Below are 13,880 nucleotides of genomic sequence, written 5' to 3' on the forward strand. Positions count from 1 at the left end.
GGCGGAGTAATTCACCATTACCTGAAATGTAGACGGCTATTCTGATTTTGCGTAGTTTTTTACGCCTCCTTCAGGGTAGCCAGGACCAGATTTCTATTACCACGAAGCGTTGCAGCATCCGGGTAAAGGCCAGCGCCAGTGGCACGGTCTCGTCGCGTATTTTGGCATGCCCGGTCATTTCAGATTTCAGCAGCCCTGCTTCGTTCTCCAGGGTGGTGATTACTCTCACCACTTTCCCATATTCCTTGACATCTGCTGCCGGGGCGATGCGGGTCACTTCACCGTAAAACATCTGGTGAGGGTAAGCCCAGGATTTGAGGCGAACGCGTTCACCCAGCCTGACCTCGGCGATGTCCACCTCCGGAACACTGATTTCTGCCTTCACACTGCTCGTCTTCTCCACGACCACGAGCAAGTCGCCCTCTCGTAGATAGTCGCCGACGGAAAACTCGAGGCTACCTGAGACAATGCGTCCCTGGATAGGCGACTTCAGAGTCGTGTAGGCCAGCTGTACCCGGTAATAGGCCAGCTCCGTCTCCTGCTGCTCGATTTTTGACTCCAGCACGGCAATCTCATCGGGCCGCGCTGCCGCTTCCAGCCTGGCGAGATTGAGTTGGGCTTCCTCCAGCTTCTCCTGGTCGACTGCCGCATCGGAGATCGCGGTTTCATACAGGCTAAGGGACACTTGCCCGGTTTCCACCAGTGTTGAGTAGCGAGCAGCCTTCTTGTCGCTATACTGCAGTCTGGTCGTCGCAGTTTTAACACGCTGCCGGGCGACCTCCCTTTCCTCCATGGGTGCGCCGTCAAGCAGCAAGCGGAGCTGCGCATTGAGCTCCCTGAGCTTCGCCTCGCCGACGCTCACTGCGCTGCGGGCTTCATCGTCTGATAGCTTTGCGATGACCTGCCCTGGTTCCACGAGGTCACCCTCCTTGATCAGGATTTGTCGCACCTCGCCGGGAATCAATGCACGCACATCAACGCGCTCCGCCGGCAGTATTACGAACTCGCCACCTGGCTCGTACGGCCAGGGCAGCAAGCCAATGAGAATCAGCCCCCCCAGGATGAGCAGGGTACGGAGCTTGGGATAGAAGGGTGATTTTTTGGCAGAATAGCGGCTTTGCGGTGAGCTCAACGCCTTGGAGGCCTTATCGATCCGCTTCACACGTTGCCACGCTGACCACACCGGGCTAACCAGCCCCAGCGTCACTATGGTCAGCAAAATGAGAACCCCGGCGCCCCCCATGCGTTGCTCCAGCCACGGACCCAGCAGGGCGAAGAGGAGGTAGCAGACGAACAGCAGGAAAGCGACAATACAAATACCGTAAACGCGTACCGCCCACGGATAGGGTTTCTCGCCCCGGTTACCCCAGCCGCGCGGTTGCTCGCGCAGACTGAATGCCGAGGTGAGCGCACGTTCGCGTAGATCGCCCGTGCGCAGGGCCGCGGCGAGGATGTCGTACCCGGCGCCCTTTACCAGAGGATTGAGTTGGATCAGGAATGTGATTGCTGACACGACAGTGGTCCATGCGAAGATAAGAGGGAGAAAGGTGCCGTTTGATCGACTGGCTATCCAGCCCGCTACCGATAACACCAGGATAAATAGCAGGGTGGTCAGGTCGGATCCCCGCAATCGCATCCGCTTGTGACGGTTACGAATGAACTGGGAATCCACTGTATCGGCATAGAATCGCGGCAGAATCCAGGCGAAGAACGCGATCCCGAACGGTGCGTCTACTCCAGTTTCGCTCTTGAAAATTGACGCCTTGGATAGTTGCGTGGACAGGTTGACCACCACCAGACTGATCAACATCGCCTGGATCAGATTGGTATGTCCCAGCAATCGAACCACGTCCCGATAAAAGGTGTCCCAATTGGACAGGACGCCGTACAGCGCGCCAGCGAAGGCGAACAACAGGGCGAGCAACAGATATGTATTGCGTGCAGGCAGGCTTATCAAGTACCCCAAGGGAGACAGCGGCTGACTCCACAGCGGGATACGGATCTTCGGCCGCTTGCGCTCGAGCTCCTGTCGCAGCTCTTCAATCGGCCGGGCATGAGCCGGCTGGTCGTCGCGGTTGGGCGGCGGGGGAGCCGGGCGAACATCCGGGCGCAGTCCACGAACAGTGTTGTCGCGAACCACTGGGCGGGCCGCGCGGCCGGCTCCGGCAACTTCCCGTACTGTTTCGTTGATGACCTCCTCATCAGGATCCGCTTCAGCGGGATCATCGGCGAGTCGATCCTCGCCTTCGCGCGCGAGAAGCCCCTCTTCCAGTAAGCGCTCGCTGAACAATTCGAGCTTATCACGCTCAAAGGAAACGTTCTTGCGCTTGTAGAAATCCGAGAGTATTTGATCGAATGTCCGCTTGCCGTCGAACAACACCATCAAATCGTACTCGTCGGCGGTAAACGAGTAAGTGCCGCCGTGCGCCGCTGTCAGCAGAACGGCTGGCTCCTTGCCCTGGAAGATCTCGCGCTTCCTGGTGAACGTCAGCCGGTAAATGTTACTCATGGAAATCAACGTCGAAATCAGTGCCGACGGCTTCGTCACGCACGTGCCGGACATCGGGTTCGGGTCTGCCAAGCAGGTTGACCGTCACATCCTGGTTTGCTTCTCCAAGTGCCGGGCCGGGACGGCACTCGCTTATGCCGGGCGAGAGCCGAAACGGCACGCCGGGGAACACCGGGTCCCCGGTGCCGCGGTTCGATGGAATGAAGAAGTCGCGCGCCGCCAGGTGCCTGTCACCATGGAGATCCTGCACAGACATCACTGGACCCGCGATGACCCCCACCGCTTGCAACTTGTTCATTACTTCCAGCTTGTCCAGGTCCGCGGTCCACTGGCCAATCAAACTGTCCAGCTCGTCATGCAGGGCACGGCGGCCTTCGACATTCGCGAGCAGTTCGTCAGCTGCGAGTTCAGGCATACAGGCTGCCTCGCACCAGTTCTTCCAGGCGGAATCCGAGTCGATGGAGATGACCACCCACTCATCCTCTCCCCGACATTTATAGCAGCCATGCGGAGCGTGATTGGGATGCCGGTTCCCACGCGGTGTGACAACGCCTGCGTTGCTGGCGAAGGCCAGCAGGTGCTCGCCGGCGAGTGCGTGGCTGCAGGCTTCAATTTCGGAGAGATCTATCCAACTACCGGTACCCTCGCGTTGGCGCCTGACCAGAGCTGTCATCAGTGACGCGGCGGCGACAATGCCGTTGGTAACGTCCATCTCCCGTACCCGACGGGGCTCGCTATCAGCGTCGTAGCCGGTGAGCGATTGCAGGCCGCTGGTGGCTTCGATGCCACCGCCATAACCGGCGTAGCTCGCTTCAGGGCCGGTCGCGCCATTGGAGCTCAAGGAGATGAGGATGATATCCTCACGAATTGCTTTTAGCCGCGGGTAGTCAAAACCCAGTCGCGTGAGAACCCCCGGCCGCGAGTTGGAGATCACGGCGTCGCTGTGACTGACCAGATCTGCGAACACGCTCGCATCCCGGGTGTCGTGCAGATCGAGGATCATTGAGCGCTTGTTGCGAGCAAGCTGGCGGAGCCGGATGCTTGAGTTGAAGCCTTCCTCACTGGCCACATGGCCACGCATGACATCCATACGCCTGAAGTACTCAACCTTGATAACCTCGGCGCCAAAATCGGCCATTAAACGGGCTGCGTGAGGCCCGGCCCATTCATGCGTAAGGTCAACAATTCTTACGCCATCCAGCGGTTGCTTGTTATTCACCTAAACGACTCCCTGATCGCGCAGAGCGGCGACATCGGCGGCATCCATCGCCAGCCAGTCGCCCAGTGCTGCTGCCGTGTGTTCTCCGAGTATTGGCGCGCGGCCCATGGTCCAGTCGGTACCTTCTATTCGAAATGGAGCTGCGCACATGCTCAGCCTGCCCACTTCTGGATGTTCGTCGCACTCTCGCAAGAACTCGCGTGCTGCATGCTGTGGTGACTCCAGCGCATCTGCCATACTTGCAAGATAGCCAAACGCCAGCCCCAGTGCCTGCCCTTTATGGTAGATTTCCTTGCCGGTAGTGGCCATTAGCCAGGGCTTTATGAGGTTTTCTACCCGCTCGCGCCGCGCGACCCGTCCATACACGTGAGCCAGCTCCGGATCGGCCAACTCCGGTTCTTCAAACAGGTCGGCCGCTTTGTGCCAGTGACGCATGGGGCCGCCGATTACCGCAGCGTAACCGTCTTTGCACGGGTAGCAACGCCAGGGGACAAATGGATGATCGTCGCCGTTACGCCGAGCCACCTTTCCGGTGCTCAGGAACACGGCAAGCTGAAGCTCGATATTTTCGATGCTGCTTTCCTGCAGTGACACATCGACGTGTTCCCCACGACCGGTGAAGCCTGTGCGGAAAAGCGCCATAAGGGTGGCGATGTAGGCGTGCAGGCCACCGGTATATAGTGCGATGGCAGGCCCGGAGTCCAGGGGAGGGCGGTCAGGGTCGCCGGTGGCTACCATGCAGCCACTCATTGCATACAGTACTGTCTCGTCTGCGCGGAAATCCCGGTAAGGCCCCGTTTGTCCGAAATTGGAGATCGACGTCACTACCAGTCCTGGATTGCTGGCCCGCATCTCTGCAGGGGCCAGGCCGAGGCGTTGCAGGGTGCCCGGGGAAAAACTTTCCACAACGACATCCGCTTCCGCCACGAGCCGCCGTGCAATGTCCAAACCTTGCTCACTTTTCAAATCCAGGGTGAGGCTTTGTTTGCCAGCGTTCAGCCAATGAAACGCCAGGCCGCGCTCCAGGCCGCCCTGGTTGTTCACAAAGGGAGCCACATGTCGCAGCAAATCCCCGGTGGCCGGCCTCTCGATTTTCAGTACCTGGGCGCCGTAGCCGGCGAGCAGCCGGGTGCAGTAGGGCCCCGCTCTTTCGTGGGTGAAGTCGACTACCTTGATTCCGCTTAGTGGCTGTGTCATTGCGTCCATGGATATTCGTCAGCTCCTGTCCTCTGCCACGGTGCCAGCCGCAGGTTCCTGTGACTGCAGTTCGGGCTCTTGCACTTTGCCGAAAGTACTCTGCAGAGTTCTTGCGATGCCTACCAGTGGACGATTGTCCGATTCCTGTTCAATTGCCACCTGTATTTGCGTGCGCAAAAACTCGCTAAACGCAGCAAGCTGTTCCGGGTTATCCGGGTCATCGACATGGTCGCGGATTGATACCTTTGGCAGAAACTGAACCAGGTATGTGGCTGCCATCTCGTCGCGTCTATTGGCGCGAACCTGGTGATTCTTGAAGTCCAGCAACATGTGGCTTTCATGGGTGCCAAGAAAAACCACCGGTACAATGGCTGCGTCGGTGGACCACGCCATGCGGGCGAAATCCGGTTCAAAGCTCCGCGTTTGATACGGGGGAAGGGATGATTGCTCTTCCGGATAACACAGCACTGCCTCGCCAAGCTCCAGCAAACGGCGGGTATTACCCGTGGACAGGGGTACGAAACCCAGGCGCTCTACCAACCTGCCGAGAGAGGGCAGCGTTTTGGACAGCTCGAAATAGGCGCAACCCGTGAGCAATCGGGGCGTGCGGCCGGTTGCCTCGGCGATAACGTTCAAGGTGTAGAGTGCATTGGCGGACACTAAAATGCTGTCAAGAAAGAAGGGGATGGAGGGGTTGTTGCCCATGAACAGCACTGGCCCCGATTTCGGTACGTTCTCCGCACCGCGGGCACTCAGGTCGTACAGTTCTTTGGCTATGGCCATCGCCTGGCCACACAGGGACTCCAGGTCAATCTGCCCACCCCGCAGGCGCAGCTCGTCCTGTGACATCTCAAACTCCAGCTCCCCGGATTCGCTGCGCCGCAAAGGCACCTTTATTGGCATAAGCTCGGAGGCGGGCCTGGAGTTGAAGGTCGCTTTTACCGGCCCCAGCCGATAGCTTTCGGCGGTTCGGCCAGGCGGCGCACCAGCAGGCGTTGAATTGCGGATGGTATCAGTGAGGGTAGCCGAGCCCAGCCAGATCTCTGTGCCGCCGCGGGGATTGTGGCGGTATTCAAAGCGGGTGCCGTCAAAGTGGGCGACTTCGGGGCCGAATACATTCACCGTGCCGATCGCCACCCCGTAGGGTGTAGTGACGATGTTTCGACAGCCGATATTATAGGGATTACCGAAACCGGTTTTGGTCACTGGTGTCCAGTGGTCTCCGTCTGCTGTGCTCCACAAGTCGAACCCGGACTGGTGCTCAATGATCTTTTCAATACCGATCTCTCGCACCACGGCCGCGACGGGCCCTGGCCACAGGTCCAGGTTGATGAAGCGCAAGTAGGTGGACCAATCCGCGGTTCCAACATAGAGCCTTCCATCGTGCACGCCCATGCGCCAGATATAGCCGTTGAAGAAGTTGTTCCAGCCGGGAAAGTACCCACTGGTCGGCAGGCGTATGCCTTCGGGCGTCATACGGGGTACGCCCACGCAAATCTCCCAGCTGCCATCGGGAAACACTCGCAGCACCTCACCGGCGGCAGGGCCCACCTGGTTGACCCGATCGTAGCCGCCATCCTGGATGCCGGTGCCGATGTAAAGTGCGCCACGAAATTCGGCCATCGCGCCGACCGCCTGGTTCAGGCCGCCGCGGAAGGCGCCGTACTCCAGCACTTTCTCCCAGGTGTAAGGGGCTTCACCCTCGCCTTTGGTTTTCCACAGCTGAAAACCGGAGCGGACGTTTCCCGTGCCAGCGTACAGATGATCGTCGAACACGCAGATAAAGAACACGACTACGTTGTCTGGATCGCCAAACCCGGGTTTGCTCACTTCGCGCCACACCCCGTTGCGCGGATCAGCACTCTCAAAAATGATGGGGTACAGGGTTGTGTTGGCGACGTTGTTGGTGGAACCAATGGGCGAGGTGTAAAGGCGACCCTTGAAAGGCAGTAGCGCGCGGAAGGAGGAGATCCCCTCGTAGCCGAAACCGGGCTCCGATACGGATTCGAAATGGATGCCGTCCTCGGTGCGCAGGATAACCGGCCCCCAGCTGTAGGTATTGCTGAACGGGCTACAGTAGAGAACTGGCTTTGAGTCGCTGATCCCTCGAAAAACGGCCATGCCGCGAAAGCCTATTTCTTTGGGCATTGGCTGACCGTTGCGTCCCATCAGCATGGGCGAGACATAGACTTCACTGCACAGTCCCGTGCTCAGGTCGTAGCGATAGATTCGAGCACGTATGTCAACGTCGGTGAAAACATCGTCCGGGTTTTCCGGTGTTTTGATTGGCCAGGGATTCCAGCGCGCGGCTGCATGAACCTGGCGCCGCTTGAAGGCAAGGTTGGCGCGCATCGTGCCGCAGTAGAGACATCCCTCGTAGTACTCCAGCGCGTGGGTGTAGGCATTCCAGCCGTCGCCGTAACCGTTCAGGCCGAGGGGCACAAAATGCTCCTGGCGTAACTCTGGGCCGGGTGATCCATCACTCATCTTGCGCTGCCTGCCTGTATTAAGCACGCTGAGACAGCCCACCGCAGTCTAAGGCAACGCGGTGGGTTATACCCGTTTGAGCGTTTCGTCCAATAATTAAACCGCTTTACTTCACCCCTTTATATTCAGTCAGGTGTTGCCAGGTACAACATCCGGAGAAACGCCACACTTGACACCGGTTCATTGCCTTTTGATTTATATTAGCAGAAGAAAAAAAGTTTGATATGCGAATTGATAAAATTGTTTGGCGGGTGGACACACTTCAGAAATATAGCGCATGTCGCCTTATGCAAATTTGACCTTTCCCTGGTCCGTGAATCGACCCTTGAGCCTGGTGCACAAGGGTCCATTCAATGACATTGGCCCGCCTAGCGCGAGCGGGTCCTGAAGAACTCCCAGATGGTCTCGGCCATCTCGATGTCGTTGTTCTGGTTGCCTTGGGCAGCCTGGAGCACGCCGCTCATTTTCGCTGCCCGACTTGGTTCGGTATGGCCGGCGCCCTGGACTTCATAGGCTATTACGGCGTTCCCGGCAGGAGAGCCTTCTCGAATGCGCTTGACGATTCTGGAATCGTCAGACTTGTTTTTGTCCTCCACTTCGGAAGTTCTTTCCGGCGCGCTCTCCAATTTGTTCCACTTTACCCAGGTATTTGCTGTTTCACGCGCGGACAAAACGTCACCGCGGCCTCCTTTCATGGCGCCGCCCTCAAACGGTGCAATGGGGTCCGCGGTGCCGTGCATCATCAGAATGGGAACGGGTTCCGAAGGTGGAGAGCATTTGTTGGCCCTGGGTAACAGCGCCACAACGGGAGCGACGGCAGCTACTTCCGAGGACATCTCCATCGCTACCCTCATTGCCATATGACCGCCATTGGACATGCCCGTCACGTAGACACGCTTGCGATCCCCGTTGAGGTTTTCGACCGTGTAGTTGATCAGTTGCCTGACGAACGCCACATCGTCTACCTTGGGGTTGTTTTTGGCATCCCGACGGCAGTCGTTCCAGGCAGGTTTGGACCGCCAACCTTCAGCCTCCATACCCAGGGGGTAGACAACGAGAAAGCCTTCGCGCTCCGCCACATCCATCCACTTGGAAGACGCCGAGCTGACGAGACCTTCACCCAGGATGTGCCGCATATTATCGCCATAGCCGTGTAAATAGATCACGATCGGCAGCTGCTTGCTCGCGGAGTTTCCGGGTACGTAGTAGCTGAATTCGCGCTCATTTCCATCGACCGTCATCGTCTGTCTGTGCACACCTTGGGAGACCTCGGTCATCTCCTCTCCCCCCTGTGTCCGGGTTTCCTCTGCAGAACTTTCCGCGGAGGTGTTGGCGCAACCAAGAATGAAAAGTAGCACCGAGACGCCAAGGGTGATGTTCGGCAAAATGAGTTTCGAAGATAATCTGCGCATTGACGTGACTCCGGGTTAGCAAAGGCCTGGCTGGCCCGCCGATTTTCATTGCTTAATGAATAGCCGGGATTTCGGAATGTGCAAACCCGGGAGTATACTATTCTGGAAGAGGGCTTGATTCCGCACGCTGGCTCGCCTGCGAAGAACACAATATCTCTATCACCTGATAATAGGCCTTTATCATGAAGGACTTCAACCCCGAGATACGTCGTGTCGATATTGATGCCGAAGGCGGTCTCAAAGAGTACCTGGAGTTTATGCGCGAACAGCGGTCGGGCGACGCCCGGAATGTTATGGAGGGTGTGTTGCTGCAGCGGCCTGATTTCGCTCTGGGCCATATCCTCATCGGTAACACCTACTATCAGGAAAAGCGCATGGCGCTCGCGATCGAAGCCTACGAGCGCGCGCTGGAGCTAAACCCGAATATGGCCCCGGCGCCATTCATGATCGGCATCATTCATAAGCAAGGGGATGATCAGGACGCCGCCCGCAGGGCCTTCGAATCCTCGGTGAGCCTGTCGGCGGATTTTCTACCTGCACAGGTCGCACTGAACCTGACGCTAATCGATTCCGGCCAGCTTGCCGAAGCGGAAGAGCGTCTGCTGAGTCTGGTCGAGACCAATCCCCAGAATCTTGCTGCCCATCTTATGCTGGTAAACGTACTGACCAAGCTTGATCGGCTCGACGTGGCCGTTAAAAGACTGGAAGAGCTGGTTCGGGAAAATTCCGAGCTTCACATCGTCCGTCAGATGTTGGGTAAACTGCACGTCCGCGCAGGCAACCTGGAACAAGCCAGGGCCGTCTTCCAGGAAGCCGTGGAGATCGCATCGGAACACCCTACGATCCGCTATGAACTCGGCAATACTCATTACAAGCTGGGGGAGTACAAAGAGGCGGAGGAACAATTCAGGGAAGTGCTCAAGCGCTTCAAGTTCCTGAATCCCGTACAATACCGTCTGGCCGACACCCTGGTCCAAATGGGCAGGCTGGATGAGGCATTGAGCATTCTGCAGGGCATTGCGCGTCGATCAATGCGTGCCAATTCTGCCCATCAACGAATCGGTATTATTCAAACGCTGCAGGGCAACTACGATGCGGCGCTCCGATCTTACCGAGCTGCGCTGCGTTATGACCGTAATCTGCTGAAAAATTATCCCGATTTACGGGCTAAATTCCAGGATGTGCAGGACCCCGAGTCAGTTGCCAAAGAGCTGGCCCAGCGTTTTCGTGAAATAGACGCCGAGCCGCCCAAGCCGATGAGCCCTGAGCAGGCCAGGAAAGTTCGAGAGTTTCTCGCATCCACTGCAGCCAAGACGGCGATGGGCCGAATAGCACAGCGCCTGCGTGACAAGTCGGGGGCTGCCGGCGAGAAGCGCGGGCACTGGGGCTCAAAAACCTAGCTTCCCGGTTCGCCGGGAGAGGATCAGAAAAAAGCGGTGGCCAATCGCCACCGCTTTCGGTTTCGGACGTGGTGGTCTGGGGTCAGGGACTCGTGGGCGGCGCTACCGCACCGGTAATACCGATGTACTCCTGGGTATCCGTATCGCCATCGGTTTCCACCGCGATAATCGACGGATTCTGCAGGGTCACAAAGCCACCCAGGTCGAGTCCTTCGATACACACCGGCGGTGTGAATGTGTCGGCGTTGTCGCGAATCAGCTCCACCGTCTGGTCCTCCCTGCTGGTGCCCACCAGTTCATCATCGGCAGTTTCCTGCGCTGCTCCACAGACTACACCCTCCTGGCGCACCAGTAGCGAGAAGCTGTCCACTGAGGTAACGAAGCCCGGTGCACCAGCTGGACACTCTTTCACGTCTTCACCCACACTCGTGATGCTGCTGGTGGTCTTCAGGTTCAGGTCAAGGCAGGTCGAGTACAGTGCGCAGTCGCCGTTGACCGAGGAGTCACTGCCGAAACAATTGGGGGTATTCGGCAGGTCGGCGTTGCCGTCGCCGGTACTGCCGTCGTCGCCCCGGTCAACCACGATGGATACCGACAGGTCGTTCAGGCGTACCGCAGTCTCGACCGCATCGAGCGTCGCGGAATCGTCCACCAGCAGGAACTGCGGCGGGAGATTCTGCTGGGAGCAGAACAGCACTTCGTCCTGACCGGTAATGTTGAGCGGAGGCGTTCCATTACAGGTTGTCCGCTCCAGTTCGAGGTCGACCGGGATAGTGGAGCAATCGTCAGCACGCACGCCGTGGCAGACGCCCTGCTTGATGGCGTCACCAAGTCCGGTGCCCTGGAAGATGGACTCGCAATCGGTTTCGTTGCGTACGCCGTGGCAGTAGCCGCTGGCGAGAGCGCCGTCCAGGTCGTCGCAGTTCACGGCCAGTACATCATTGACGGTCGTCCCGGAACTCATGCACTGCGTTTTCAGGCCACCGGATGCCGACATGCTCGCGAACAGCTGGTTGATCGTGTCTACCGACAGCAGCACAGTCGCATCGCTGGCATTGGCGATCTGCATCGCAGGCGCCGAAGGTTGCTGGATAACCGCGCCCGGGCTCTGTTCGACGTCAGGGTCTAGTGTCAGGGTCTCGAAGTCACCACTCAACGCTGCCAGGAAACCCTGTGGGGTAATCTCCACCGAAGCCAGGCTGCCGGACAATGATGCCTGCCCGAACTCCTCCACCTTGGTCTCGTCGACCTTGATGTCGCCGAGTTCGATCGGGTCGGGTTCCGAGGCGCCGACAGCGTCCCCGACGTTGTCGAACTGGGTCGGGTCGACGGAAGTATCGATACCGAGATCAGCCTGGCCGAAGGTGAAGATCGTGACCAGCGCGTTGAGCGTAAAGTTGCAAAGTGCAGCGAATGTGCATTGGTCGAAATCGGCTTTGGGGAATGTCACATCCGTGGTGGAGCTAAAGCTCGGCTCCGGCACCGGCCCGCCGAAGAACTGCCCCTCGGTAATGTCAAAGCTGAAACTCAGGTCCTTGATTTTGGTATTGGCTATGACATCAACATCGGTCGAGTTGCCAACTCCAAGTACGCACTCCCCGCAACTGTCTTTGGCGGTGGAGACCACTTCTATGTCGGGCAACGTGACGGCAACCTCGATTTTGTCGTTGACAAAGGTCACCGGGCAACTGACGTCGGTTGGATCGATATTGACCTGGGTAATGTTGACCGGTGCGTTTGCCGTACAGGCGCAGGGGCCGGGGTCGATATTGAGCGTGGTGACAAATTGCGGCAGAGGACCTATTGCGTCCTTCACGGCGGTGGCAAACTGCTCACCTACCGCCGGGCATTTCTGGTTGATCAGCGTCTGTACCGCCTGCGGTGTGAGGCCCACCACAAATGAATTTTCGATCGAGTCAGCTGTCAACTCCATCGCTTCAGCGATCGCCGGCGCCAATTCCCCCCGGGCGTTATGGTCGAATACGCCTGCCGCCTGGCTGGCCGACATTGCCGCCAGCGAGACGGCGGGCGACTGCACTCCGCCCACGGCGAAGATCACGTTGTCGAAGGCGCGATTACCCTGTTCGTCCAGGGCGTCCGCGGTCATGTCGTTGGCGCCGCGGTCGAGGGTGCCCAGCGGCTGGTTCCCACTGTCCAGGTCTGCGCGAAGGTCGGTCTGGGGAAGCAGTTCGTCGATGATGTACTCGTACTGGTCAGCGGTGGTCATGCCGTTGCCGGGGACGAAGGTCATGCTGGACAGGTCCAGCGGCGCTCCGTTCAGCTTGACCGCGGCGATGGGCAGGCCGTGCTTGACCGCGCCCTGTACCGGGGTCGGCACCGCACTGACAATCTCCTGGTCTGCTGGAGAGGTTATATCTACCCCGAATATCGCAAACTGGCCTAGGTCTTCCATGTTGTCGATGTAGCACTGGTCGCTTCCGGGTGGGCCGGGTATCGGGGCGTGTTGCACCCGTTCGCCGTCGACGTAGATGATGTGGCCGCCCGCGGGCAGTCCGTCCAGAGCGAAGGAGATCGTGTTGGAAGCGAACTGCTCCACGCTGGCGATATCGACTACCAGGTCCGAAACGGTAACGTTTTCACCGCCTATGACTACTGTGCCCAGGTCGCCCGGAAAGCTGCCGGGGAGCTCGCTGGCCGGGTTGATGCCCAGTTCGTCGAGGATATCCATGCCATCCACGAGTATTTCCAGGGAGGCGGGATCGAGTCCCGTGGCCGCCATCAGCACTTCAACGGTATCGCCGCTGTTAGATACCTGGCCTGTGGGCTGGTAAAGGCGCATGTAGGGTATGTTGGAGCAGTAGGCATGCACTACGTCGTCGCCTTCCGTCGCCGTGACCGAGAGCAGTGGAACCGGGGCGCTTATCTGTAAACCCCGGTTAGCAGGCTGCAGGCGGTAATCGCTCGGGGATACGCGGCTTTTTATATGAGCCAGGTCGCCATCCTGCACCGGCAGCGTACCAAGGATGTTGCCCTCGCTATCCAGCGCGAGCATTCTCGCCTGGAGCACGGCGGCGCCGCTGTCTCCGGTCAGTTCAATCCTGATACGGTGCTTGCCGACACAATCATTGCCCGGGTGGCCCTGGGTATAAGGTAGCGCACACTGGAGGCCGAGGGATGCCTGGGCGCCTGAGGCGGTGAAGGGAAGCAGGCAAGTACCGAGTGCCGCGATTGCGAGAGACTTTAAAAATTTTATAGCCATAGTATATCGCCCCATTTTACAAATGTTGAAAACAGGAACATACGTCTTGGGCAATCCTTGCAGGGAATTCGTGCATCCGGCCTGGTACAGAGCCCCCGGGTTTTCCCGCAGTGTTCCGAACACTTCCTGATCTCAGGCAAATGTGAAAACTCGGGGACGCTAAATGAAGGTAGGTTAGGAATTCGGCATGCGCAAGCGGGCCCCGGAAAAATAAATAGCTCTGGTGTCAGGTTTTTTTACACTCTTGCCGTTTGCGTGACTGGAATTGGTATCAGGGAAACTATTTTCAGGATCTGCGTTGCGCAGAGGTCAGGTCGCGACTATATATTTTGTAGGCTGTATTAGAAACGGTGCTTGAATTGAGCAGGCGGACCATATATCGCTTTGCCAGTTGGTTACCGTCGGCTCACAAAGGCTTCCAAGCATAGAGAAGTCA

General features: G+C 58.2%; 7 protein-coding genes. 1 reads left to right on the forward strand and 6 read right to left on the reverse strand.

Going from position 1 to position 13,880, the window contains the following annotated elements:
• Nucleotides 1-70: 70 nt before the first annotated feature.
• From Q6D67_RS07495 to Q6D67_RS07515, 5 genes are all read right to left on the reverse strand, one after another.
• Nucleotides 71-2,548 (reverse strand): HlyD family secretion protein, encoded by a 2,478-nt coding sequence (locus Q6D67_RS07495; RefSeq protein ID WP_304704974.1) that lies wholly within the window; start codon nucleotides 2,546-2,548, stop codon nucleotides 71-73.
• Entirely contained in the window at nucleotides 2,502-3,728 is a 1,227-nt protein-coding gene (locus Q6D67_RS07500; RefSeq protein ID WP_304704975.1) for a CaiB/BaiF CoA-transferase family protein, read from the reverse strand. Before Q6D67_RS07500 ends, Q6D67_RS07495 begins: the two co-directional genes overlap by 47 nt.
• Nucleotides 3,729-4,934 (reverse strand): CaiB/BaiF CoA-transferase family protein, encoded by a 1,206-nt coding sequence (locus tag Q6D67_RS07505; RefSeq protein ID WP_304704976.1) that lies wholly within the window; start codon nucleotides 4,932-4,934, stop codon nucleotides 3,729-3,731. It abuts the gene before it with no gap.
• A 9-nt stretch (nucleotides 4,935-4,943) separates the two neighbouring features.
• Nucleotides 4,944-7,367, reverse strand: a complete 2,424-nt coding sequence (locus Q6D67_RS07510; RefSeq protein WP_304704977.1) for a hypothetical protein — start codon at nucleotides 7,365-7,367, stop codon at nucleotides 4,944-4,946.
• Nucleotides 7,368-7,780: 413 nt separating this feature from the next.
• Nucleotides 7,781-8,824: a PHB depolymerase family esterase gene (locus Q6D67_RS07515; protein WP_304704978.1), complete on the reverse strand. Its 1,044-nt coding sequence runs from the start codon at nucleotides 8,822-8,824 to the stop codon at nucleotides 7,781-7,783.
• Between the two features lie 182 nt (nucleotides 8,825-9,006).
• Here Q6D67_RS07515 and Q6D67_RS07520 point away from each other — a divergent pair, with 182 nt between their 5' ends.
• Nucleotides 9,007-10,224, forward strand: coding sequence for a lipopolysaccharide assembly protein LapB (locus tag Q6D67_RS07520; RefSeq protein WP_304704979.1), 1,218 nt, complete (start codon nucleotides 9,007-9,009; stop codon nucleotides 10,222-10,224).
• Between the two features lie 82 nt (nucleotides 10,225-10,306).
• On the opposite strand, the gene Q6D67_RS07525 is transcribed toward Q6D67_RS07520, so the two are convergent.
• On the reverse strand, nucleotides 10,307-13,444 hold the full coding sequence (locus Q6D67_RS07525; protein WP_304704980.1) for a hypothetical protein: 3,138 nt from the start codon (nucleotides 13,442-13,444) through the stop codon (nucleotides 10,307-10,309).
• Nucleotides 13,445-13,880: the final 436 nt, after the last annotated feature.

It is taken from the genome of Haliea sp. E1-2-M8 (assembly GCF_030649675.1).
Taxonomy (GTDB): Bacteria; Pseudomonadota; Gammaproteobacteria; order Pseudomonadales; family Halieaceae; genus Haliea.

What these genes read in the sequence shown, in the direction of transcription:
- Q6D67_RS07505 (WP_304704976.1), bottom strand. Translation starts at nt 4,934, where the DNA reads ATGGACGCAATGACACAGCCACTAAGCGGAATCAAGGTAGTCGACTTC.
- Q6D67_RS07515 (WP_304704978.1), bottom strand. Translation starts at nt 8,824, where the DNA reads ATGCGCAGATTATCTTCGAAACTCATTTTGCCGAACATCACCCTTGGC.
- Q6D67_RS07520 (WP_304704979.1), top strand. Translation starts at nt 9,007, where the DNA reads ATGAAGGACTTCAACCCCGAGATACGTCGTGTCGATATTGATGCCGAA.
- Q6D67_RS07525 (WP_304704980.1), bottom strand. Translation starts at nt 13,444, where the DNA reads ATGGCTATAAAATTTTTAAAGTCTCTCGCAATCGCGGCACTCGGTACT.